The sequence below is a fragment of the Neobacillus piezotolerans genome (assembly GCF_003362805.1).
GTDB lineage: Bacteria > Bacillota > Bacilli > Bacillales > Cytobacillaceae > Bacillus_D > Bacillus_D piezotolerans.
This window is the reverse complement of record NZ_QNQT01000009.1, coordinates 36,378-59,470: the sequence shown is the minus strand read 5'-3', so window position 1 is coordinate 59,470 and position 23,093 is coordinate 36,378. Positions and strand designations below refer to the sequence as shown.

The 23,093-nt window shown below is 48.2% G+C and carries 25 protein-coding genes and 1 riboswitch; of the genes, 8 read left to right on the top strand and 17 right to left on the bottom strand.

Going from position 1 to position 23,093, the window contains the following annotated elements; genetic code table 11:
• Positions 1-8: 8 nt before the first annotated feature.
• The 6 genes from DRW41_RS17485 to DRW41_RS17460 form a co-directional block, all read right to left on the bottom strand.
• On the bottom strand, positions 9-392 hold the full coding sequence (locus tag DRW41_RS17485) for a TadE/TadG family type IV pilus assembly protein (RefSeq protein ID WP_115453314.1): 384 nt from the start codon (positions 390-392) through the stop codon (positions 9-11).
• Positions 389-904 carry an A24 family peptidase gene (locus DRW41_RS17480; protein ID WP_115453430.1) on the bottom strand — a complete coding sequence of 172 codons (516 nt, stop codon included), beginning with the start codon at positions 902-904 and terminating at the stop codon, positions 389-391. The genes DRW41_RS17485 and DRW41_RS17480 overlap by 4 nt, the downstream gene beginning before the upstream one ends.
• A gap of 295 nt (positions 905-1,199) precedes the next feature.
• Entirely contained in the window at positions 1,200-1,382 is a 183-nt protein-coding gene (locus tag DRW41_RS17475) for a Flp family type IVb pilin (RefSeq protein ID WP_115453313.1), read from the bottom strand.
• Between the two features lie 36 nt (positions 1,383-1,418).
• A complete protein-coding gene (locus DRW41_RS17470; protein WP_245959486.1) occupies positions 1,419-1,751 on the bottom strand; it encodes a DUF192 domain-containing protein in 333 nt (110 codons plus the stop codon).
• Between the two features lie 100 nt (positions 1,752-1,851).
• Positions 1,852-1,938: riboswitch (cyclic di-GMP riboswitch) on the bottom strand.
• A 97-nt stretch (positions 1,939-2,035) separates the two neighbouring features.
• Positions 2,036-2,560, bottom strand: a complete 525-nt coding sequence (locus DRW41_RS17465; RefSeq protein ID WP_115453311.1) for a DNA topology modulation protein — start codon at positions 2,558-2,560, stop codon at positions 2,036-2,038.
• Entirely contained in the window at positions 2,557-3,744 is a 1,188-nt protein-coding gene (locus tag DRW41_RS17460) for a DUF418 domain-containing protein (RefSeq protein WP_245959481.1), read from the bottom strand. The genes DRW41_RS17465 and DRW41_RS17460 overlap by 4 nt, the downstream gene beginning before the upstream one ends.
• 209 nt (positions 3,745-3,953) lie before the next feature.
• Here DRW41_RS17460 and DRW41_RS17455 point away from each other — a divergent pair, with 209 nt between their 5' ends.
• From DRW41_RS17455 to DRW41_RS17430, 6 genes are read left to right on the top strand one after another with little or no spacing between them, the layout of a single operon-like run.
• Positions 3,954-4,175 carry a spore germination protein gene (locus DRW41_RS17455; RefSeq protein WP_115453310.1) on the top strand — a complete coding sequence of 74 codons (222 nt, stop codon included), beginning with the start codon at positions 3,954-3,956 and terminating at the stop codon, positions 4,173-4,175.
• 14 nt (positions 4,176-4,189) lie between these two features.
• The gene (locus DRW41_RS17450) at positions 4,190-4,429 is read left to right on the top strand and encodes a spore germination protein GerPB (protein ID WP_115453309.1); all 240 of its coding nucleotides are present in this window, start codon (positions 4,190-4,192) and stop codon (positions 4,427-4,429) included.
• Positions 4,430-4,469: 40 nt separating this feature from the next.
• Positions 4,470-5,069 carry a spore germination protein GerPC gene (gerPC, locus tag DRW41_RS17445; protein WP_115453308.1) on the top strand — a complete coding sequence of 200 codons (600 nt, stop codon included), beginning with the start codon at positions 4,470-4,472 and terminating at the stop codon, positions 5,067-5,069.
• Positions 5,066-5,245, top strand: coding sequence for a spore germination protein GerPD (locus tag DRW41_RS17440; protein ID WP_115453307.1), 180 nt, complete (start codon positions 5,066-5,068; stop codon positions 5,243-5,245). The genes gerPC and DRW41_RS17440 overlap by 4 nt, the downstream gene beginning before the upstream one ends.
• Before the next feature lie 4 nt (positions 5,246-5,249).
• Entirely contained in the window at positions 5,250-5,630 is a 381-nt protein-coding gene (locus tag DRW41_RS17435) for a spore germination protein GerPE (protein ID WP_115453306.1), read from the top strand.
• Between the two features lie 39 nt (positions 5,631-5,669).
• Entirely contained in the window at positions 5,670-5,888 is a 219-nt protein-coding gene (locus tag DRW41_RS17430; protein ID WP_115453305.1) for a spore germination protein, read from the top strand.
• 57 nt (positions 5,889-5,945) lie between these two features.
• On the opposite strand, the gene addA is transcribed toward DRW41_RS17430, so the two are convergent.
• From addA to DRW41_RS17395, 7 genes are all read right to left on the bottom strand, one after another.
• The gene (addA, locus tag DRW41_RS17425) at positions 5,946-9,710 is read right to left on the bottom strand and encodes a helicase-exonuclease AddAB subunit AddA (RefSeq protein ID WP_115453304.1); all 3,765 of its coding nucleotides are present in this window, start codon (positions 9,708-9,710) and stop codon (positions 5,946-5,948) included.
• Positions 9,703-13,200, bottom strand: a complete 3,498-nt coding sequence (gene addB, locus DRW41_RS17420; RefSeq protein ID WP_115453303.1) for a helicase-exonuclease AddAB subunit AddB — start codon at positions 13,198-13,200, stop codon at positions 9,703-9,705. The genes addA and addB overlap by 8 nt, the downstream gene beginning before the upstream one ends.
• Before the next feature lie 127 nt (positions 13,201-13,327).
• Positions 13,328-13,879: a signal peptidase I gene (lepB, locus tag DRW41_RS17415; protein ID WP_115453302.1), complete on the bottom strand. Its 552-nt coding sequence runs from the start codon at positions 13,877-13,879 to the stop codon at positions 13,328-13,330.
• A gap of 22 nt (positions 13,880-13,901) precedes the next feature.
• The gene (locus DRW41_RS17410) at positions 13,902-14,510 is read right to left on the bottom strand and encodes a TVP38/TMEM64 family protein (RefSeq protein ID WP_115453301.1); all 609 of its coding nucleotides are present in this window, start codon (positions 14,508-14,510) and stop codon (positions 13,902-13,904) included.
• Positions 14,511-14,586: 76 nt separating this feature from the next.
• Positions 14,587-15,525 (bottom strand): LCP family protein, encoded by a 939-nt coding sequence (locus tag DRW41_RS17405; protein ID WP_115453300.1) that lies wholly within the window; start codon positions 15,523-15,525, stop codon positions 14,587-14,589.
• A gap of 84 nt (positions 15,526-15,609) precedes the next feature.
• On the bottom strand, positions 15,610-15,864 hold the full coding sequence (locus DRW41_RS17400; RefSeq protein WP_115453299.1) for a hypothetical protein: 255 nt from the start codon (positions 15,862-15,864) through the stop codon (positions 15,610-15,612).
• A gap of 78 nt (positions 15,865-15,942) precedes the next feature.
• Positions 15,943-17,937: a S9 family peptidase gene (locus DRW41_RS17395; RefSeq protein WP_115453298.1), complete on the bottom strand. Its 1,995-nt coding sequence runs from the start codon at positions 17,935-17,937 to the stop codon at positions 15,943-15,945.
• 287 nt (positions 17,938-18,224) lie between these two features.
• On the opposite strand from DRW41_RS17395, the gene DRW41_RS17390 reads away from it, so the two are divergent.
• Positions 18,225-18,608, top strand: coding sequence for a YhjD family protein (locus DRW41_RS17390; protein WP_115453428.1), 384 nt, complete (start codon positions 18,225-18,227; stop codon positions 18,606-18,608).
• On the opposite strand, the gene DRW41_RS17385 is transcribed toward DRW41_RS17390, so the two are convergent.
• Positions 18,605-19,177, bottom strand: a complete 573-nt coding sequence (locus DRW41_RS17385; RefSeq protein WP_115453297.1) for a competence protein ComK — start codon at positions 19,175-19,177, stop codon at positions 18,605-18,607. The genes DRW41_RS17390 and DRW41_RS17385 overlap by 4 nt on opposite strands.
• Positions 19,178-19,376: 199 nt before the next feature.
• On the opposite strand from DRW41_RS17385, the gene DRW41_RS17380 reads away from it, so the two are divergent.
• Positions 19,377-19,613: an IDEAL domain-containing protein gene (locus DRW41_RS17380; protein ID WP_115453296.1), complete on the top strand. Its 237-nt coding sequence runs from the start codon at positions 19,377-19,379 to the stop codon at positions 19,611-19,613.
• 59 nt (positions 19,614-19,672) lie between these two features.
• Here DRW41_RS17380 and DRW41_RS17375 read toward each other — a convergent pair whose 3' ends face one another.
• The 3 genes from DRW41_RS17375 to DRW41_RS17365 all read right to left on the bottom strand — a co-directional run bounded on the left by DRW41_RS17375 (position 19,673) and on the right by DRW41_RS17365 (position 23,085).
• A complete protein-coding gene (locus DRW41_RS17375; protein WP_115453295.1) occupies positions 19,673-20,341 on the bottom strand; it encodes an SOS response-associated peptidase in 669 nt (222 codons plus the stop codon).
• A 133-nt stretch (positions 20,342-20,474) separates the two neighbouring features.
• Complete coding sequence (locus DRW41_RS17370; protein WP_115453294.1) at positions 20,475-21,665, bottom strand: M14 family metallopeptidase; 1,191 nt, start codon at positions 21,663-21,665, stop codon at positions 20,475-20,477.
• A 148-nt stretch (positions 21,666-21,813) separates the two neighbouring features.
• Positions 21,814-23,085, bottom strand: a complete 1,272-nt coding sequence (locus tag DRW41_RS17365; RefSeq protein WP_115453293.1) for a M48 family metallopeptidase — start codon at positions 23,083-23,085, stop codon at positions 21,814-21,816.
• Between the last annotated feature and the right edge of the window lie 8 nt (positions 23,086-23,093).

Sequence of the window (23,093 nt, the reverse complement as noted above, 5' to 3'; positions counted from 1 at the left end):
CGTCCCCCCTACTCAACTCGGATTGTAGAATCAGTCTGGGCATAAAGCGGGGCTGGAAAGAGACTTGATAAAAACGGGGTATATAGTTTAATTGGATATTTTAATTTTACCTTCACATAATCACCGGATTTCCTTAATGACCCGGGCGGGGTGATTTCCACGATTAATTTGCTTGAATCCCCAAGTTTTACATAATTTTTTGCAAAAGTTGCAATTTCCGTGTCGGATTTCCCCAATCCGCCTTTTCGGACTGTTTCCTGAGCGGCCATGTGGAGGTGGGCATACGAATATGTTACTCTGCCGAAATCCAGGATCCCGATTACCAATAACAATAAAAGGGGCAGGACAAGTGCTGTCTCCACGAGTGATTGGCCTGATTCACTCTTCCTCATAAAATCATCCCGGCCCGGAAAAATTGAATGGCGGCGCCAATCGCGATTGCGACTCCATAAGGATATGTCTGTTTCATCGCATCGTTATCGTACATCAGCGGGATTTTTAGTCCGTTCATCAATCCGATTAGTGAATAAAAAACGCCTTTAAGCAATTGCTTGGCGCTTTTGCGGAACACGATCAGGAATAATGCGAAAACCCCACCCACAAGCGCCATATAAATAGCTGATAACGCGACGAATTTCGCTCCCATCAATGCCCCGATCACAGCGAGGAGTTTAACGTCCCCCGCTCCCATCCCCCCCAGCAAGTAAGGGATAAGAAGGATGCAGAAGCCGGCGAGGAGACCGAGCACGGAGTTCGTCAATCCTTCAAGCCCGCCTGCCACCCCATTTACCGCGAGCGACACGAGCAGGAAAGGCAGCAGGACCTTGTTGTATATTTTCCGCTCCCTCACATCGGTCACAGTGCAAATGGCAAGCAACAGAAACAGTAAAATGGCATTTATCACTCTAAAAACCTCTTTTCCGGGCAAATCTCTGATTGAAAAAAGCCCCACGTTGACTCCTCAAACGCAAGGCTTACCTACTACATTACAAAACACTCTTTTGAATTATATAGGTTGAATCATAAGGTTATAGTGTCCACTGAAACCTTGCGGTTGATTTCCGCTCCGGGCACACGCTTTCCGCGGGGCGTCAGTGGAGCCTCCTCGGCGCTAACGCCTGTGGGGTCTCCACCTTGCCGCTGCATCCCGCCGGAGTCGGTGCCCTCCGCTTCAATCAACCTGTACTTCCGAACATTTTTTATGGATTTGTAGGAGTTACGCCCAATGCATCAGTTACTTCTTTATAAATAGCAAGAACTTTTCCTTTGAATGCTACAAGCAGCCCAACTACACCAATCGCGATAACTCCCAATACCAAACCGTACTCAGTCATACCTTGTCCTTGTTCTTCAGTTAGCAATGCTTTCATTTTATTCATCATGTTTGATTAGCTCCTTTTAAATTAAAATTAATTTTATTATTTAATAGATAAACAATGTCCCACTTTCAAGTCCGTATTCTGTATGGTACCCGCCGGCAATTCTAGTACTGAGCGGGCTTTCCGGCGGACCTTTCCAATTTTTGCGGGCGATATCTTTTCGTCAATGCCCACGACGATGCTGTTTCCGTCCAAATACACAACATCGATTGGATAGTTCATGAAGAATGTGTGGATGGATTGGCAGGGTTGTATGATAAGGCCGTGACCCGCGGGCAGATCCTTTGTAAACATCAGGCCCTTCAGCCTTTTGAAAAAACTGTCGGCGTTTGCTACCGAATCTGCAATTTCCGTCCCGTTCGACAGATTCACGACCTTCAACCTTCTTCACCTCCTGTAAAATAAAATGACCCCGCCTATACCGAAAGGGGGGTCATTGGTAAATAAACACACCTATGATGCACCCTGATCTTTCGGTAACTGGCTGGCATAGCACAAACGTGCCTTAGCCCCTGTAGCTTTGCGTCACTGATTTTCATCAGCTTTGCCTTTATCGAGATACAGCGCGCAGATTGTCGACTGTTCTCTTACACACATCATAAAATGTTTAAATACGATTGAATATAGTGCTTTTGTATTATTTTGCCATAAAATCGCTAGTTATTTTGTATTATTTTATCGTTTAACCCCCTTAAAAAAGTTTCGGCCTCCGAAGGACGGGTAAAGATATAAATTTGCTTACCTTTCAATTCAGCAAGCTTTTCAAGTATGAAGGGAGCCTTTTTCCGGTTATACCCGGCGACCCAGGAAATGAACTCCAAATCCAATTTTTCTGGACAGCCTTCGCCCATATCGGGTCTTGTCCTTCCCTGGTATTGAATCCTTCTTTTTACAACCCTGTAGAGGCAGCGGATTGTTGAATAATGGAGGAATATGACCGTATCGGCTTTTTCCAGCCTGGCATCCATCGTGCCGCCGAAGTTTCCGTCAATGATCCATTCGTCGCCTTCCATGATGCCATTCTGCAGGTGGAGAAAATCGTTCCGGTCCATCGGAACCCAGCCCGGCTTCCAAAAGAGGGCGTCCAAATGATAAACCTTTTTACCAAGTTTTTTGCCCAGTTTCCTGGCAAACGTGCTTTTCCCTGCTCCGCCGCTTCCAATGATTGCAATCCTTTTCACGCATTCTCCCTCCTCCGCAATTTTTGAAGCTTGAAATACGTGAAACTCCGCCACATCCATTCCATAGGGCCGTACCGGTATTTATTCAGCCAAATGCTGCTAATAACGATTTGAATTATGAAAACAACCAAAACAAGAAGGGTTCCCTGCGTAGCCGATACCTTGCCATAAAGACCGCCTCCATATCCATAAAAAATGAACGTGGACAAAACGGATTGGAACAAATAATTTGTCATCGACATCCTGCCAACATTGGCAAGCAGGCTAGTCGCGGACCGCATTTTCCCAGCGGTAAGGACTATAATTGCCGCATACCATATAGCCAGCAGCGGCCCTCCGAAAAAGTCCTGGAAAAAGTCCGCGCTGTAGCCTTCCCACCCGTAATACGGCAATGTTTTCAGAGCCATGGCTGGCAGAATCAGCCCGAATGCAACCGCCTTAAACTTTTTCAAGTGCCTTTCCGGTTCCTCGAGCCACCTGAATTTTGCAACAGAGGCCCCTATCAAAAAGAGCGGCAAAATAGTGAATAAGGTAATTAGGATTGTATCCGGGCTATTGGCAAAGTTCCATTCGTATATCCTCATATCCGTAATTGCCTGGTATGAACCATTCCCATAAACTTCAAGCGATTTTTGTGCATCAGCTTTGTATAATTGCCATGGGTTTTCAACCGGTCCAACCGTGTCAGCAAGCAACAGGAGAAGGCCAAGAAGCAAATTTGGAACAATATAGATTGTTAAGGCAGAAATAAGAATCGCCTTGGCGCTAAACCGCAAGAAAAACAGGGCAATAAAACCAATGCAAGCGTAAGTAATCAAAATATCCCCCGGCCATACGAGGAATGCGTGGACTATACCCACGGCGAGTAAAAAGGAAAGCCTTCTCGCGGAGAACACTCTGAAATTGGCTCCTCGCCCGATTGCCCGTTCCCTCATTAGCATGAGCCCGTACCCAAAAAGCATCGAGAACAACGGGTAAAAGCTCGCCTGGGCAAATACGTCTATAAACACATAAGTGATGCGGTCAATACCTTTGTTCCACCATGCGAGCGGGTCGATGAATACATACGGGGAGTGGAAGCTCAGCATATTGACAAGATAAATTCCAAGTATCGCAAACCCCCTCATTATATCCAATGAAGCAATCCGTTTTCCTTCCACAATCGGTTCCAGTTTAACGTCCAAAACGCACTCCCCCGTCCATTTTGCATTTTTAAGTATTTTTCTAAAAAAATCCGCCACCCCGGTTATTTCCTGGGCATTCCGTAATTATATAGTAGTTATTGCCAATTCGCACTCATTTTCCTATCCAATTTCTGTTTTTAACTCACGCCTCTCACATTCCCGGGCTATGTACATACGATAATAGAAGAATAATTTAAAGGGTGTAGTCTATGCCAGCGATCGTAGGGATTGTCCAGGTCATTAACATTGCATCGAGCGCCGTTATGAACATTGGGGATGTCCTCAACCTATCTCCCATCTCCAGCGCGAAAACTTTTTCCGGAGCCGGGTCTTTTAATACCGGGGAAGCTATTAGCAACCTGAATAGCGTAAGTTCAACGAATGTGTATGACACTGATGGGATTGACCAGCCTATCGCATTCAATATTTAGTGAGGTGGCCGGCATTGAATTTTTATATCCAGCAAACAATCCAGATTAATTCCATAAGAATCGGCGGGATTTCGAATTCCTCCGTTTTTCAAATCGGGAGCGCCGGGATTATTAAACCCGCTTCCTATCTTGCCAATACCGGAGGTTTCACCGGGCCTGCCCCGGCTGCGCAAAAACCGTTCAGCTTTCCGGCGCCCGCCCCTGGCGAAGAAGAAAAACTGCCATTGATTGAAACTCCTGCTGTTCCCCTTTAAAAGGGATCAGTTGCCAGGTTGATGAAAAGAGGTGTGAACCGTGGATTTCTATCAAATTCTCCAATGGATGCAAGGCCAACTCCAACTCTATGAACAAAGAATTTCAGTCCTCGAAAATTCCCTTAGGTGCGCCGAGGATGAAATAAGGCAGCTGAAAGAAAAACCGCCAATCCATGTAGGAACGATTCAATATAAATTTGATCAGCTGAAAGTTGAAACATTGGAGGGTACGCTCAGCATTGGCCTTAATCCACAGGATTTGCAAGGAATCGAGGATTTTGCCATTCAGAATGGCCAGCCTGGGATGGCCCTCCCACCAATGGAAATGATGAAGAGGGGTATGCAAGTCGAGGAAGAAATCAACCGGTACATTGAGTCGGAGCTGCCGGGATTTGTTTCCTCACAGGAAGCAAAACTGGGCCTGCAGCATGCAGGGTCCTACCTTTCCTTCATTCAAAATGACATAAAAAAACAGCTCCACGGCAGGATTGAAGCCCATTTAAGGAAGGCTGGTGGAGCCGGGCAAGATGAAGCTTCAATCACTAAAACCGCAGAAGCCCTGAAAAAGGAAATTGAAAATGGGGTTGTCGCATTTTTCACTAATTTGCCCGCCAATATGAAAGAAGGTGAACAACAATGATTTTTCAAACGTACAACAGGGAACTTTCAGTCGGCAGCATCCGGATCATTGGGGTTTCCAGTTCCTCCATGCTCCTCGTTGGGGACGCGCAAACCATCCAGCTTGCATCGGCGTTTGATACCCCGGCGGAATCCCTGATTATCGGGCCATTTGTTCCTTTGAGCCGAGGATCGTAAAATCATGCTTCAAAGGATATCGAAAGTTGATTCAATTTTTGTAAAATCAGCCTTATTTTCTTCGACAATCCTAATCGGGGACGCGATGAGAATATTCGGGAATTCCCGGGCGCTTGCCGTCCAGCGGGAAGCGGAACTCTTTTTTGATGACGAAGGGGATTTTGCGCAGTTCAAGGTATTTTCAGAGCCGGTTCCCCTCCCTGTCATTCATGAACCTGTCATCATGGATACGTTCCAGGAGAAACCGGTCATCCGAGTGGGCACCATCAATGTCAAAGGGCTTTCGGCGGCATCCATTATACAGGTTGGGAGCACCCCCTATATCAGCATGGAAGCCCGGATCCATCATCTGAGGCAGCTCCTGGAACGGGAGGAAACCAAATAAATCGTTTTTTACAACAGCGCACGAAAGGCGTGTGAGTTTATGCCGGCACTGATTGGACCGGTAACTATTCAAAATTTAACTGGTGGAACTGTCAATTTTGGAGACGTTTTAAATATTTCCCCCAAAAGTACTTCAAAGTCCTTTGACGGCGCAGGCAGCGCGAACATAGGCATTTTCGTCGCGACCGGCAGCGCGGTCAGCGGAACGAATGTCCTTGATACGAAGCTGATCGACCAGCCAATGACGGGGAATAAATAAGAAAATAATTTAAAAAAGACATGAACTAGCGGTTCATGTCTTTTTTTTGCCGATTCACTATTCCCTTTCAATTTTCAGGATGTGGGCACCATCAAAGAAGAAGAGGTACCGCTCATCGACAGTGCGCTTCCAGATTTTCTCGAGCGCCCTGGTATACAGGTCAATCTGCAGGCGGTAACGGTCGGCAAGGATTGGCGCCGCGCCCTCAAATCCGCTCTGGAAACGCCCTGTAATCCGGTCGGACTTGAAATCAATCATGACCAGCCCTTCACTATCTTCAAAAAGGCAGTCGATGATCCCTTGTATAAAAATTTGTTCATTTTCATCCTTCCAGTCAGGATAAACTTCCTTAGAGGCAAGTGAAGCGGTAAACGGCACTTCCCGGTAAACCTTTTTCGCGGAAAGGAGCCTTTGGCCCAGCCTGGATTCAAAGAATTTCACAATCAGGGAAGGTTCGATGACCTCGCGCTGCTCCTCAGTCAAAAGCTCCGCCGCAACCATTTGGCTGGCCAGCAATGCGATGGAATCCTCGGTTATTGGCTGGTCTAGCCTCACATGCTGCATGACACTGTGCAATGCGGTGCCTCGCTCGGCTGCGCTCAGTGATTTTTCCTGCATGAACCGTGGCCGTTCAAGAATGGTCTTTCTTGCCTTTTTAATAAGGTCGGTTCCGCTTGCCTCATCCGCCAATTCCCGATTCCGTTTCATATCTGACACACTCTGCTTTGCCCTGTGGCTCGAGGCATCACGGTAGTGGTATTCCCAATTCAGCCTCGCCCTTACTTCAGGTTCCCGGTTTGAGGTTTCAGGCACGAGCTGAATGTCCCGCACCCGCTCCATTAAATCATCCCCAGCCGTTTCAGCTTGCTCACCCACGCCTCTTAGATCTTCAGCGTCAAGCAGCGCGACTGACCATCGGGATTCATCGTTAGAAATTGAACCGGGCACCCCCGGGCTTGATTCCCCAAAGCGGAGCACAGCGCAATCCCTATGACGGACAAGCGCCGGCCCGATCCAATCAAAATATCCTTTCGCAGAAGCCCTGTCGGCATCCTCCAGCAGCCAACCGGGATAGGATGCGATATCTTCCCATTGGCTTAATTTCTTTTCAGCATCCTTGACGGTGGCAATCAAGTACAGCTTTTCTTTTGCCCGAGTCATCGCGACATAAAGGACGCGCATCTCCTCGGCGAGCATTTCGATCCGTTTCTTCCGTTTGAATGCGAGCTGGGGAAGTGATGGATAGGCAATCCTCTTTTCGGGGTTGATATATTTCGTTGCAAACCCGAATTCCTTGTCAAGCATATAGGAGCTGCGTATGTCCATCATATTGAAACTCCTGCCAAGTCCCGCAATGAATACAACTGGGAATTCCAGCCCCTTGCTTGAATGGATGGTCATGATGCGGACAACATCTTCCTGTTCCCCGAGCGCCCTTGCCGCCCCCAGATCATCCCCCCGATCAATCATCCGTTCAATGAAACGGAGGAATCTGAACAATCCCCTAAATGACGTTTCCTCGTACTGCCTTCCTCTGTCATAAAGGGCGCGGAGGTTTGCCTGCCGCTGTTTTCCCCCAGGCAGTCCGCCGGCAAAATCATAATATCCGGTGTCCCTGTAAAGCTGCCAGATTAGTTCGGACAGGGATCCCTGCCTCGCGAGAGACCTCCACCCTTCGAGCTGTTCGCTGAATCGGCAAATTTTTTCGTGGAGCCCTTCTTGTTCCAGAGGGGGGTTCGATGCGCAAAACGCGATGACACTGTCCCAGAACGCACCCTTTTTATCATGGATTTTAATAATTGCCAGTTCCTTCTCATCCAGTCCGACAATCGGCGACCTCAGGACGGCCGCAAGCGGAACATCCTGGTACGGGTTGTCGATTACCCTGAGGAGGGACATCATGACCGCGACCTCTGTTGCCTGGAAGTAACCCGTTGACAGGTTTGCATAAATCGGTAATCCCTGCTGTTTGAATTCTTCCATGATTTGCGGCGCCCACGTCATCGAGCGCAGCAGGATGACAATGTCACGGTAGCGGATTGGCCTCGTTGTTTTTGTCTTTGCTTCATAGACCTGCCGCCCGGCTGCAATCATTTCCTTTATCCGCGCTGCCATTGCCCTCGCTTCAAGCTGTGACTGCTCCAATTCTTCGGCATCCAGTTCCTCGCCTTCCGGCTCAACATCGTCCTCGTCCGCTCCTCCGTTTTTCGAACCCTGGTCAATGACCAGCATCTCGACAGGGAATGGCTCTTTCGGATAATCGGCCCCAAGCCTCAGTTCCGCATCCTCACCGTATTCAATTTCTCCTACTTTTACGCCCATGATCTGCCTGAACAAATAGTTTGTCGCATCCAGGACTTCCTGCCTGCTCCGGAAATTTTTAGCCAGGTCAATCCTTAATCCTCCTGCCGAACCATCCTTGGAAAAGCGGTTGTATTTTCCGAGGAACAGGTTGGGCTCCGCTAGCCTGAATCGGTAGATCGATTGCTTGACGTCCCCGACCATGAACAGATTTCCTCTTTCACCATGGCCTCCCGAAACAAGGTTCAGGATCGTTTCCTGGACCATGTTCGTATCCTGGTATTCATCCACGAGCACTTCTCGGAACCGCTCCTGGAATGATAGCGCCGCGGCCGAAGGAGCCAATCCCTCTTCCACCCCGCCCTGGACGAGGATTTCCAGGCAATAATGCTCAAGGTCGGAAAAATCGGCAATGCCTCTTTCCCGTTTTGCCTCTTCGAATCTTATCGAAAACTTCCTGACCAGGCCAGTAAGCGTCACAATGACCGGTTTCATTTCCTCCATGTCCCGGAGGAAGCTTTCAGGCCTTCTTGAAAACAACTCATCTCTTAGGGATGTAACGATTTTTTTGGCTTTATCACGGAACTTTCCGGCTTTCTTCTTTAGTTCTTCATCCGCTGTTCCCTTTTTAATGGACTTTGCTTTTGTAAAATCGATCGTTTGCATCGCCGCATACAGCGCATCCCATGAGTCGCTGGCCGCAAGCAGTGAATCGATCAGCCTCATATCGTCCGCCAAGGCATCCGCGTAAGGAGCCGGACCGTCGGGAAGCATCGTGACCGCCATAGCTTTTTCCGCGAATTGACGCGCGCTTTTTAGCTGGAGTTCAATATCGAAAAGAAGCGAACCGATAAACGGAAGCTCCTCAATCTTTGATATATTCTTTGTGCCATACATGGAAACAATGCCATCAAGGTATCGGTCAGGATCCGGATTGGAGCGGGCAAAATCAAAAATCGCTGCGACAATCTCCTGCAGTGCATCGTCCGTCCTGTCTGAAGTAAAAGTATCGACGAGGCGGAAGAATGGCTCATTATCCTTTGTCCCATATTCCTCTTCGAACAGGCCATCGAGGACTTCATCACGGAGAAGCTGGGCTTCCGTTTCATCTGCAATCCTAAAGCCAGGGTCCACGTCGATCAAATAATAATATTTCCTCACTACATCAAGGCAAAAGGAGTGAAGGGTCGAAATCGCCGCTTTGTTCAGCAAGCTGATCTGCCTTCGCAAATGCTTCGAATCCGGGTCTTCGTTGATGGCTTTCTCAAGCGCTTCCCCAATCCGGTGGCGCATTTCCGCTGCGGATGCATTCGTAAACGTTACAACGAGGAGCTGGTCCACATCAACAGGGTCGTCCGGTGACAGTATTTTCTGGATGATCCGTTCAACCAGGACGGCTGTCTTTCCCGAACCTGCCGCTGCGGCGACAAGGATGTCGGTATCCTTCGCCATAATGGCTTTCCATTGGTCGCCGGTCCATTTCAGGCCCGCCGGCATCGGCGGTATCGAAACGTTACTCATCTTCCCTAACCTCCCTTCTAATCAGTTCAAGCGCTTCTTCGTCATTTTGCGGAACAAGCCTGCGGTACTTGCTGCCATCGATTGATTCATCAAATTGGCAGACAGGCTTAAAGGAACAAAATGTGCACGGGCTCTTATCCTTCAGTCTGTATGGATCAATCCCGACTTCCCCGCTAATAATCGCGTTTCCTGTATCACTGTATACTTTCCGCACAAATTTGCGAAGATCCTCAATATCCTCGGCAGTCGCTGTTTTAGACGCTTTTGTCAGGGTTCCGTCCTTTTTAAAACCCGCGGAAATAATTTGTGAGTCCCCGCTCTCAAGGCTCTTGTCCATAAGACGAATCACTTCCTCATCTTCAAGGACGAGGCCGCTCATCTTGAACTTCTTCAGAATTTCCTTTTCGATTTCCTCTTCGGACAGTCTCCGCGTCGTATTGACCATCGGATTATGCACATGGAAGTAGAACACGCCTGCCGGCTCCGCTACCTTTTCGACCAATAGCGCCGAGTTCGATATGGCGATATCGAGATAAGTAAGCACCTGAAGGGCAATGCCGTAATAGACCTCCGACAGGTTAAGGCCTCTGCTGCTAGATTTATAATCGATAACCCTTAAATAATACTCGCCATTCTTCCCTTCGCCCCTGTCAATACGGTCGATTCTTCCGGTGAGCTCCATTCTGCTGCCATTTTTAAGATTGAATTCGAGAGGGGGAAGCTTTCCACCACGCCCAAACCCAACCTCAAGGCCAACTGGCTCAAACTCACTCAATTTCGAATGCTCGCTTAGCACGACGGATGCCCTAGTAATGATTTGTTCGAGCTTCCTCTTAATGTAGTGATGCCTTTGCGAACTCAGCAGGATTTCATTTTGAAGGCGCGGCGCGATTGCCGCGACTGCGCTTTTGGCGAGATTTTCACATTGCACCTTTGACAGGTCCGCCCATGAGATATTCTGCTCGTTTACCGTCTCGGCAATATATTTCAAGGCCGCGTGAAACAATTCGCCAATGTCCGGGGCATCGAGCTTGTAAATCTGGCGGTCGCGGAGCTTAAGGCCATGCTGAATATAGTGGGAGAATGGGCAGCTATTGAATAGCTCCATCCTTGACACGCTTCCCTGGATATCCTCCCCATACAGCTCCGCGGCCAGGCTGGAAGGAAGTTTCACGGTCCTATTCGTATAGAAGAGGCTTGAAAGTACCGTTCGCGCCTTCCCCCTCAGGCGAGGGTTTTCCGCAAAATAATTGTACACATCCCACCAGAAGGTGTAGATTGGGTAATTCCGCTGCTTCAGCTGCAGCTGGGACGTTAAATAGGCTAGCGCGGTTTCCTTGCTGCTCACAAACGAAAGCTGCTCCTCCTCGTTCAAATCCGCGGGATCCGCGACAATCATCCATTTATCACAGCCCGGAAACAAGTCTTCCATTCTTTTAATATAGGAAGACGGAATCAGCGACTTTCCCTCGGCATTGGCGAGCGGATAGCTGATGTACAGTTTGTCGGCTGGGGTCACAAATGCCTTGTAGGCGATAAAATTTTCATCAAGCAGGCGTTCCGTGCTGCCAGGGCCAATCTTCACCCCAGCCAGCGCGAGCATGTCCCTATCAGCGTCCCCGAGGATGCCGTCATCGGAAATCTTCGCCGGCAGGACTCCTTCGTTCAAGCCAAGCACAAAAGCGACTTTAATTTCGGCAAGGCGCGATTTATCGAGGTTCGCTACCATTACCTGGTCAATTGCCGGCGGGACGAGCGAAAATTCCAGCGACTCAAGGCCCGCGTCCAAGATGGAAGCGAATTGGCGCGGGGCAACAGGTTCGTCGCCAAGCATTTCAACATACTGGTCCAATAAATCGATAATGGCGTTCCACACCTGGTCGTGCTCCCGGCCCTTGACAAGATTGCCTTCCGCCTCCGCTTCGGCTTTCCAGTTTTCAAGCTTCGCGGGAATATCCAGTTCTTCCAGGAGAAGAAAGACAGCCTCGCACATTTTCCGGCCGGACCCCGCCCGTTTCAGCCTTCTTGAAAGCCTCATAAGTGGAGTTGAGATGATCAGGCGGAGTTCGTTAAGCTCCTGTTCCATCCGGATTTCCTCGTTTGTCTGGACCGTTGAAACAAAATCGAGCCCACGTATCCTCCTATACCTCCAGCGTTCCTTCCCTGTCCATTTTTTCCCCTGTATCCCATGTGACAGCACATAGTTTTCTAGCTTGTCCATCTGCCTCCTCATCCTCGCCGTGCTGACGCCCGGCGGGAATAAAAGCTCTGTTTTAACCGCCCGGAAAACCGCCTCATAACCCCAATGTCCGTTGACTGCCTCAAGGGAGGATCGAATCAGTTCGACCAGCGGATGATTAAGCATCGTCCTTTTCTGGTCTATGAAATATGGAATCTCATAATCATAAAAAACAGGTTCAACCGTTTCATGATAGTCGCCCCCATTCCGCATGAGAATCGCAATATCACGATAGCGGTATCCATCTTCCCTTACAAGCCTCCTAATTTCCCTGGCGATCCCTTCAACCTCGGCGCGCCGGTTGACGGCCTGAATGACGGTTATGCCGCAATCTCCTTCGTACGGCTTCGCCGGCCTGGAGTCAAAATGGCCCTCCAAATGCCGCAGCCCGCCATTCGTCCAGCGCCTTTGGTCGCCGAGGATGATTGGGCCTTCCATTTCAATCCGTTCATTCCGGGCTAGGTCAAAGAGGTTTTTGCACGTTTCGCCGGACATCCTGAACAAATTCAGCTCATCCGGTGCCTTGTCCGGGCACGGCCTGTCAAGGGTGAGCGTGACGGTCACGCTTTTGCAAACCTTTAATAGCTCCCCAATAATCCGGTATTCCTGGGGGGTGAAGCTGTAAAATCCATCAATATAGACTTCGGCGTCCTTAAGATACCGTGAACTTGCTGTTTTTTCGGCAAGCAGTCGGAAGTAATCTTCTGAATCAATGTATTTTCCGGAAGCTGTATCTTGAAAATGTTTATAAATGATTTCCAAATCGTGCATCTTGTCGGAGAGCGATTTGTCCATCCTTCCTTCGCTCCCTATCTTGGCGCGGCTCGCGGCAAGGTTTTCCGGATCAATACAATAACGTTTAAACTCCATGAGCATTTCCTCGACCTGCTGGATAAAGCCGTTCTTGTCGGCCGCGCGCTTGAAGAGGCGAAGCTGGTCCTTCTGCTCCTCAATGATTTTTCGGATCAGCATATTCAAGCCGACACTGCTTAAGTGGTACCTGCTGGAACCTCCCGTCTCCTGGAGAACCCGCCATGCAAGCCTTGTGAAACTGTACACCTGGGCGCGGATCATCCCGCCGATCGTTTGATCGGTTGCAAGCCTATATTCCGACAGGAACGTCATTTGTTCCGGTACGAGATAGATGATTGCCGGGCCTTCCGGGCTTTCGGCCAGCCTGCTTTTTATTTCGTCAATGCATGTAAGCGTCTTTCCGCTGCCGGCTCTCCCAATCAGCATTCTAAGAGACATTCGTGTCCCCTCCGTCCTTTTTCATCATACTTTTTATTTTACCATAAAAAGGGGCACAAATGTTTGCCCGGGAACTGCCACATGAAGGAAATAGATGAAATGTAAAAAACCCCGCTGCGCAGGGTTTTTACAAAGAAACGGCTAAATCCGTGATTGGCCAATATAGAAGGTTTACTTTCCCAACTACATTTTTCGCGGGAATGAATCCGAAATGCCTGCTGTCCCAGCTTTCAAGCCGGTTGTCGCCCATGACGAACAGTTTCCCTTCCGGCACCTTCAGTTTCCCGGTAAGTTCCTTAAGGGTGAAATCGCCAGTAAGCGCCTCGCCAAGGATTTCCTTCCTGTACGGTTCCAGAAAAGGCTCGTCGAATTCCTTCCCGTTGATGTATAGGCGGTCGGCTCTGTATTCAATTTCATCTCCCGGAAGCCCTATGATGCGCTTTACATAATCTTCACGCTTGTTCGCATGGAAGACAATCACATCGAACCTGTGCAGGTCTCCAATCTGGTAGCCGATTTTATTCACGACAAGCTTATTTCCATCCTTCAAGGTAGGCATCATCGATTCGCCTTCGACCACATAATTCGCGAAAAAGAAGGACCTGATCAATACAAAAATAATGATCCCAACCAGGAAGGCCTTTATCCACTCGACTGCTTCCTTTTTCCATCGTGCCAAAACGTACCGCCCCCGCAAAAAGTCATTCGCGCTTTCTAGTTGCCATGTTAAGCCTTCGTTCAATCTGCTTGCCGGCAAGCCAGAGAATGAAGATGATCACAGCCATAGCCAGCGTCCTGATTGGCTGGGTAAAGAGCGAATGGATATCATAGCCAATGAAGCTAATTGTAAAAATCATTACCATCTTACCCGCCAGGACAGCAAGCATATACTGCTTAATGCTGATTTTTGACAGGCCGGCTACGATGTTTACGACCGCGGAAGGAGTAAACGGGAAACACAACATAAGGAACAGCGGCCCAAATCCATGCCGTTCGACCCAATTCATTAGCTTCCTGACTGCGGGATGCTTTTGCAAAAAGGCCAGGAATCTTCCTTGGCCATAGCGCCGGAACAGGATAAAAACGAGCATGGCCCCTGTACAGGCTCCCACCCACGAATACAGGAATCCAAACCAAAGGCCGAATGCGCTCGCGTTTGCCATCACGAACAGGAATAAAGGCAGGAATGGCAGGAATGCTTCGAGCATCGGCAAAATGATTCCGGGGATTGGACCGAAAGACCTGTACTCCCGGATAAGATCCATGATGTTTTCCAGTGTAAACCATGATTTCAGTACTTCGACATCCATTTGAAACTCCTTATAGCCAGCTTCTTTTTTTATATCCTTTTTGCTTCTTTTTTAATCTTTTGGGGGCAAAATATCATCATTCTGTAATAAACTGGTGAAGCGCTTCCCGGTTTTTTTGGACATCAATCTTAAGGACAGCGCCTTCTCCGCTAACCCGGGCATCCGAATAACCGTTTTTAACAGGAATCCGGAAGGTCTGGATATCCTCTTTCCCTTTTCCAATGAAACCTTTCGCCATGAACAGCATATCGCCGGTGCTCATGTTCGTATTGACAAACGGGACGACAATGCCGACCAGTTTCGGAAGCTTCGGAACCATTTCCACACTTGATAAATCGCTGGCAACCTTGCTGACTACTTTTTGCTGGCGTTCAACCCTGCCAAAATCCCCAACCGCATCGTGGCGGAAGCGGGCATAGCCAAGCAAATGCTCCCCATCCAGGCGTTGAAGCCCAGGCTCGAGCCTCACGCCAATGTATTCGCTCATCTCTTTCTCAACATTGATTTCAACTCCTTCAGGGAAGGCCTCGTCGATTACCTGCACAAAGCCCTGGAAATCAATGATTGCATAATATTGGATGTCCAGATCAAAGTTCTCCTTGATCGTTTTCCTTAAAAGCTCAGGCCCGCCCATTGCGAATGCTGCATTGATTTTGTGCTTCCCATGTCCCGGGATGTCCACATACGAATCGCGCATGATCGATGTCAATTTGTACGTGCCCTTTCCCTGATTGTAGTGGGCAATCATGATCGAATCGGACCTTGAGTTCCTGCCGCCATCCTTATCAATGCCGAGGAGCAGGATATTGGTTCCGCCATACTGGTCCTTTTGGCCGGAGAATGTGTATTCTTGTTTTTTCTTGTCGCCAATCACTTTTTCGGACTGCTTAACCCCCTGCTTATATTGAAAATAGGAATATGCCCCTATGCTTAAAATCAGGAGGGCAATGATGCCGAGAATGGGTTTCCAAACGCTTTTTTTCCTTCTGCGCTGTTGCCTTTGTTCGTATCTCATCCAGATCCCGTCCAATCCTATGAATTCGATGAATAGTGGTGCCGTCCCTTAAATGCTGGATACGGCATGTCAGATGGATTTATCTTACCAATTTTTTCGCCGTATTCCTAATTTGATGATGAAATAAGTCGAATATTCAGGAATGGCGTTGAACGGGGACTTACTCCCCCCTCCCTGTTTTGGACTCGGACCCGTTGAAAAATAAGTTTGCTGTCCGAATCCCCACATGATTTGGACACGCATCCGGTCAAAACGCGGTTTGCTGTCCGAATCTTTTTTAGAACCAACAGAAAGCCGCCCGCGGATGACGGACGGCTTTTCATAAAATTTACTATCCAAATTGAGTGCCCCTTTTAACAATACTCCATTGAAAAGGGGCTTTTCCAATCTTGAATCATAAAGAGCAAACGAGTTGAATCACTTTAAATACCCATCAAACCAGTCAACAATATAGTTCAGGCGGGCAATCCGCAGGTTGGGCCTGCCGCTCCGTGAAAGCTCGTGGTTTTCCTCAGGGAAGCGAATGAATTTCGTTTCCTTTTTCAGGCGCTTCAGGGCAATATACAGCTGCTCGGCCTGCTCGATTGGGCAGCGGTAATCCTTCTCGCTATGAAGGATCAACAGCGGGGTTTCAACATTTTCAACATAGGCGAGCGGCGAATGCTTCCAAAGCCTCTCAATATCCTCGAGGCCCGAACCAATCTGCCATTCTGTGAAATAGTAGCCGATATCACTGACACCATAGAAGCTGACCCAGTTGGAAATTGAACGCTGGGTAACGGCCGCCTTGAAACGGTTCGTGTGGCCGACGATCCAGTTGGTCATAAACCCGCCATAGCTCCCGCCCGTAACACCGAGGCGGTTTTCATCGATAAAGTCATACGTTTCCAATGCGTAATCGACAGCCCTCATCAAATCCCTGTAATCCCCGCCGCCGTAATCGGAACGGACCGCGTCGACAAATTCCTGACCGTAACCGTGACTCCCGCGCGGATTGATGTAAAGAACTGCATATCCCCTTGAAGAAAGGATCTGGAATTCATTCATGTACGTATTTCCGTACATCGTGTGCGGGCCGCCGTGGATTTCAAGGATGAGCGGATATTTCTTCCCTTCCTCGAAGTCGGCAGGCTTCATGATCCAGCCATGGAGTTCAACGCCGTCTTCCGCTTCGAAGCTGATCGCTTCCGGCACGGAAAGGCTTTTGTCTTTCAAAAATTCTTCATTGATTGAAGTAAGCCTCGTCAGCTCGCCGGTTGTAATCTCGAGCGTATACAGGTCGCCCGGTTCATCCGGCCTGCTGATGGCAACCGCGGCGCGCTGGTTTTTGCCGTCAAGCGACATCCCATATACATACTGGTTTTCGAGAAGGGCGGGGTAAAGTTCCCCATCTACGTTTCCGTAATAGACTACCGTGTTTCCAAGGTCGCTGACGATAAAATAAAAACTCTTGCTGTCGTCCGCCCAAAGGATTCCCGGCGGAACGGTGCCCTGGAGGAAATCGCCCCCGAGCACCGGCGCGATCGTCGCATCAAGATCGCCTGTAACACAGGTAAACGATTCCGATTCAACATCATACAGCCAAACCCTCGACAATGTCGCATTTTTATACTCCATGTTATGGCCCGACAGTGCGATTGTCCTTCCGTCCGGGGACCAGGAAGCATTTGAGAAGGAGAGTTCTCCCGAATCGATTTTCCTAAGCTCGCCCGATTCCGGATTAAGGAAGTAAAGGTCGAGCCTGAATGAGTTATCCTTATCCTCGCTGTAATCTGCGCCTACTGCGAGTCGCTTTCCATCGGGGGCCCAGCAGAACAGATAATGGTCGTACTGCCCGTCCGTCAGCTGGGTGACTTCGCCGGTTTCCACATCAACCGCCGCGATTTGCCTGTATTTCCCTTTCCAGAAACCTTCCCCATCCGATTTATATTTCATTTTGGTTACTTCAAGCGGTTCAAGCTTGTTCTTGTCTTTCTCTTTCTTTTCTTCCTCTTTATCGGTTACCTTTTTCCCATTTTCCACCGAGGCCTGAAAAGCAATGCGTTTTCCATCCGGGGACCATACAGGTGACCCCGCTCCATTCGGAAGGTCGGTCAGCTGCTTTGCTTCCCCGCCGCCCGTACCGATGACATAGATTTGGTTCTTACCGCTTCGATTGGATACAAAGGCTAGCTGCGAGCCGTCCGGGGACCAGCGCGGCGAATGGTTCTTATTTTTTCCGTATGTCCATTGGACTGGACGCTTATTCCCGTCTGTATCCACTGTGAAAATATTCGAAAAGTAATCTCCCTTTTCTTCGCAAATGCCTGTTTCCGTAAAGGCGCAAACCGAGCCGTTAGGTGAAAGCCTCGGGTCGGCAAGCGACTTTAATTCATATAAATGCTCCGCTTTAATTCCTGTCTCGCCCATCATTTTCCCACCTTCTTTATGTAGTAATAAAGTATTTCGATAACAGAAATACTTTTTCCTTCTTATTTTCTTAAAATAGAAAAAATTCTTTCCGCTCCTCGATAAAAAGAAGAACTGAAAGGAATACTACTTGATTGGAAGGGGAGGAAATTTTTAAAAGAAATAAGGTTTTCTGGATTATTAATACCCATATGCCCAGTGCCCCCTCCTTGGCTATTGCGATTTCCAAACAGATTTTGTATGATTATTACGAACAAACGTTCTGTTTTTGTGAAGGGAGCCGGGGTAAGATGACAAGAATACCTGAGAAAGACCGGGATATGATGGAGCAGGCCATTTACCTGCCGATGGTGCTGACTGTCCTGAACCGGGATCTTTCCGTCATTCAAGCGAGCCCGTTCAAACTGAGGAAACCTTACCTGGAATTGGTTGAGGAAACAATGAAGGCAGTCCAGAAGGAACTTGCGGGGGTAAAAGCGTATATGAAAACCCATCAGCTGAAAGTGATGGAAACGAAACGGGACGATGCCTTTACTATGTTCCTGTTCCTGTATAAAGGCTATGAGGAATATCATAACTACTTTAACCCGCGCATCCGGAACAAAGTCCAGGAACTGATGGAATATTATTTGATTGGCAGGCATCTGTCCCGTCCAGGAGAATCGATCCACTAGCCCCTGTTCCGGTAATCAATAAACTGTCCATATTCACGGTGCTGTTCCGAGGCTTCCATCATTTTTGATTTTTGGAAATAGAAGGACTTCCTCTCCATATGCTCAATCCGCTGCATCAGCTTGGTCCTCAGCAACGCCGTGCGAAGCAATTGGTTTTCAAAGGAACTGTAGGAAATAGGGAACGGGTAGGAAAGTTTATTTCGGAAAGTGACGAGCGTGTCTTCGGTGGATGTCCGGGTATGGTGCAATACATGTTCATGGGAAATCCAGATGCACTCAGGCCGGTTTGGCGAGGTGGTGGGGAAAAAATAAATGAAGTTCGTAGGGTCTATGACAATGGGAACCTTATGGGTGATGCCGATGAGCTGCCTTGTTCCTTCTTTACGCCCTTCAAAAGAGCTTCCGAAGTATTCGCAGCTCTTCTTGATAATCTCGATCGGCTTGAAGGGTGAAAGGTACTCGTCATCAATTTCTGCTATTTGCGAGTAAACCTTTGTTCCATACATGAACGGCTTAATGAACATGGTGCATGGATTGATTTCATATTCTTCGATTTGTCTTTGCCTCATTCTCCCACTCCTAGTTTGTTAATATACGGAAATATCATACCATTATTCTTCCATAATTTCTCATTATTATGAAAATGTTGCGAATTTATTCATAATATCGGTGAAAAACTGATAAATATTTATCAGAAAATTATAAAAACTAAGTTGATTTTGGCCCCTGATGGCAATATAATTAAAAAAAGCAGCAGGGGGGATTTAAATGAATGAGAAATCCTACACAGAGCTGATGAAAATCGGCGCCATGAAAAGGGAGAAGGCAAAACAGTCGTCGCTTCAGGAATTATACATTGAGATGCTGCTGAATGAAATCCAGTTGAACATTGAAAAAGAAAAATTGCTGCGCACGATCGATGAAGCACTTGATCAAGGCGACAAACCGGCATTTATCAATTTGACCCATTCCCTGGCCAATTTAAAAAAGAGATTTGGGGCTTAACCCCAAAAATCCGTCCCGGACGCGGGACGGATTTTTTGTATACTGCGTTGCTCTCTTCGTTACTTGCTGTTCAATGGGGCGATGATTTCTCTGTTTTCATTCCTTGCCGAATTGACAAGTGTTGAAACTTCATAGAAATCGATTTTTTCGGAAGGATACGGTTTTAAAAGAGAGGTAAGCGCAATGGTATCACTCATGGCCGGGTCTAGCCAGACATCCTGCTCATCGGGCGTAAGGATGGCGGGCATCCGGTCATGGATTTCAGCAGTCTTTTCGTTCGCCGCTGTCGTAATGATGGTGCAGGAAAAAATCGGCGTTCCCCCTTTATCCCATACATCGTAAAGCCCGGCAAACATGAAAGGGCTATTGTCCTTATTTATAAAACGGAAAGGGCGCTTCGCCTTCCCTTCCCTCTTCCATTCAAAATAGCCGTCAGCCGGAATAAGGCACCGCTTTGATTTAAGCGGATTCCGGAAGCTTGCTTTCTCATGGACGGTCTCGGCGCGGGCGTTGATCATTTTATAGCCGACTTTTTCATTATCGGCCCAAAAGGGGATCAGCCCCCAGCGCAATTCACCGCCAACCCGTTTCCCGCCATTGCAGGCAATCGCCATGATATCCGTTCCCGGGGCGATATTGTAGCGCGGTTCGAACTCTCCATCGAATTCAAATTGATACTGCCGCATTAACGCATATACATCCGTAATTAATGAAAATCTTCCGCACATGGCCATCAGCCTCCGTTCATCATTGCCAAAATTTTAGCATGAACGGAGCGGAAAAGAAAAAATTCCCGTCTTATTAGAAAAGCGCAAGCGCCCGTTTAGCGCCGTAACCTAATAAATTTTAAACCTTTAAAAATCAGCTATACAGGCCCGCTAAAAGAATTCCAAGGGTGTCTTGGTAAATCTCATCAAATTGGGCAATCGGCAGCGGATTGGTTCCCCTCCCCAATTCAACAGTAAACCCAGGCCGGCGCCAATCCTGGATGAACCAGTCCTTGTATCCAGCGTAGCTTTCGATTGTCTTGACCGGTTCATAACCGCTTACCCTCCCAAATTCCCTTGCAAGTGCAGCCGATTCAGGCGGTTCAAGATTTTCAAATCCCCAATAAATAATCTGTCCCTGGGTATGAAAGGCAATGACTCTGGAAAAATCCCGCCTTCTAGTCAGATCCGCCATGGCAATGGCTTCCGGCTCGGACAGAGGCCTTTCTCCGCCGTAGTCCCTTGGGCCGGGCACTTTGGGATTTCGTGCCCGTTCAAGTTCCCATCTGGCGGGGAACTGGTCATTCAGGTCTACTCCCCTGATATTGGCCTTCCAGCCTGAAAAATTTGTACTCCCCTTGTTCCAGGCAATTACCCTGCTCCTCCAAGGGTCGTTCTCCGGCAGCCCATTTATCACTAAATGGACCCCGTCCGGATTAACCATCGGGACAATGGATAGTGTGGACTGCTGGTATAACGGCAATGCCGCCCTTCCCCTAATGCCCGTTTGGTTGGTTAAGGCTAAAAGATAATCATTCAAGAATGTCATTAGGACTGGAGTGGTAATCCACTCATTCGCGTGAAAAGACCCATTATAATGAACCCTTTTACGCCCTTTTCCGACAATGGCTTCCGGAATATTCCTTCCTACAACAGTATTCCCGATGGAAGACACCTGGAGAAAGGGATACACATTCTGCAGCCTCCCCAGATCGTTCATCATTGCCTGGTGGTCATAATTCCGCCGCCCTTGGACAAGCCTCCAGGTTATTCGAGTAGGGAGGCGAATCATTTGCCCAATTCGAATTTGGTTTGGGTTGATGCCGGGATTGGCCAATAGAAGGGCATCTAGCTGAAGATTCCGGCTTCGGGCAATCCCCCACAACGTATCGCCCGCCCTTATTTGATAGCCGGTCGCTACAAAGCCGGGAATCCGCACCCTCTGGCCAACCGAAAGCGCCGACGGGCTTATCCCCGGATTCGAATCAGTTATGAGCTGAAGGGGAATTTTATATAACTGGCTGTAATACCAGAAAGAATCTCCTCTCCTCACCGTAATCTCCATACCGCCCACCACCCTTTAAAATATCACTCACGTAACTATATGAAATGGACTGGGTCTTTATCCCACGGGTACTGCGGACAATTTATGCTTTTAGAAAACAAAAAAGAGCCGGAGATCCGGCCCTAAATATAAACAATTTATAAACGCGTCAATCCTTCCTATGTTTCACTTCATACTCATCGAGCATCGATATCCGCTCAAGCATCGTAGGATGGCCGTATCGGAACATTTTTACAAGGAAAGGAGGATTCACCTGGCTCAACCCGGCCTTGGTCAATTGCTGAAAGCTGCCGATTCCAGCGCCCGGATTTTTTGTCATATTAAGCGCATACGTATCGGCCCTGGCTTCCTGGTAGCGCGAAACGACATTCGAGAACGGGCTTGAGAAAAACATGAGCATCGACAGGAGCAGCAAAATCAGCGGGAGGCTCCGGTAATCCGATGCGGCCGGAATTTTCACTTCACGCCCCCATTTCGCAAGTACTTGCTGCATGAGGGTATGGACCAAATAAAGGCCAAGCAGCGACAACAGCAAATAGCCGGCGATCCCGAAGTACAGGTGCTTCTCCACGTAATGCCCCATTTCATGGGCCATGATGAACAGGATTTGGTCATCTGTAAGTTTGTTCAGCGTGGTATCCCAAAGGACAATCCGGGAATTCGAGCCGATTCCCGTGACATAGGCATTCATCGCGTTTGTTTTTTCAGCCATATTCACTTCATAAACATGCTTGGCCGGTATATGGGCCTTGGAGGCAAGGTCCAGGATTTTCGCCTCAAGCTCTTTATTTTTCAAAGGGTAAAAGTCGTTGTAAAGCGGATCGATAATGACTGGCTGAAGGAACATCATGAACAGCGTGAATGGGACCGACAACAGCCATGCAAACACCCACCATCGCTTTGGGCTCTTTTTTAAAAGAAAGTACAGCACCGGCACGATAATGAGCAGCAGCCCGTAATTGAGCCAGAAATCAATTAATTCATCCTTCATCCAAGATGGAAATGTCTGGGTTGATATATTGTATGTTTTGGAAAGGGAATAGCTAATATAGCTTAACGGAAGGGCGGCAAGGTAGCCGACAAACGAGAGCCAGAATAAATAAATCGGCAGCCTGAAAATTTTTCGCTTTGTGGCCTCTTCCGCCCATCGCTTAAAACAACTGTTCAGCCCTGTTAGCAAAATAAGGATGTAAAAAAGCCATTCCCAAGGAGATGAGAGGAAAAACAGCAAATTCCTCGTTTTCGAATATTCTTCGGTGAGCATGAGTTCCCTTCCATTCATGAATGTGACGGGATCGGCGCTCGTCCCCTGGTATTCAAACGGCAGGGAGGAACTTGACAAATGGAATAAGTACCAATAAAAGAAAAGCCCGTAAAGCGCAAAAGCCAGGATTGAGAAGACCCCCATCTTCCTTGCCATAAATTGTC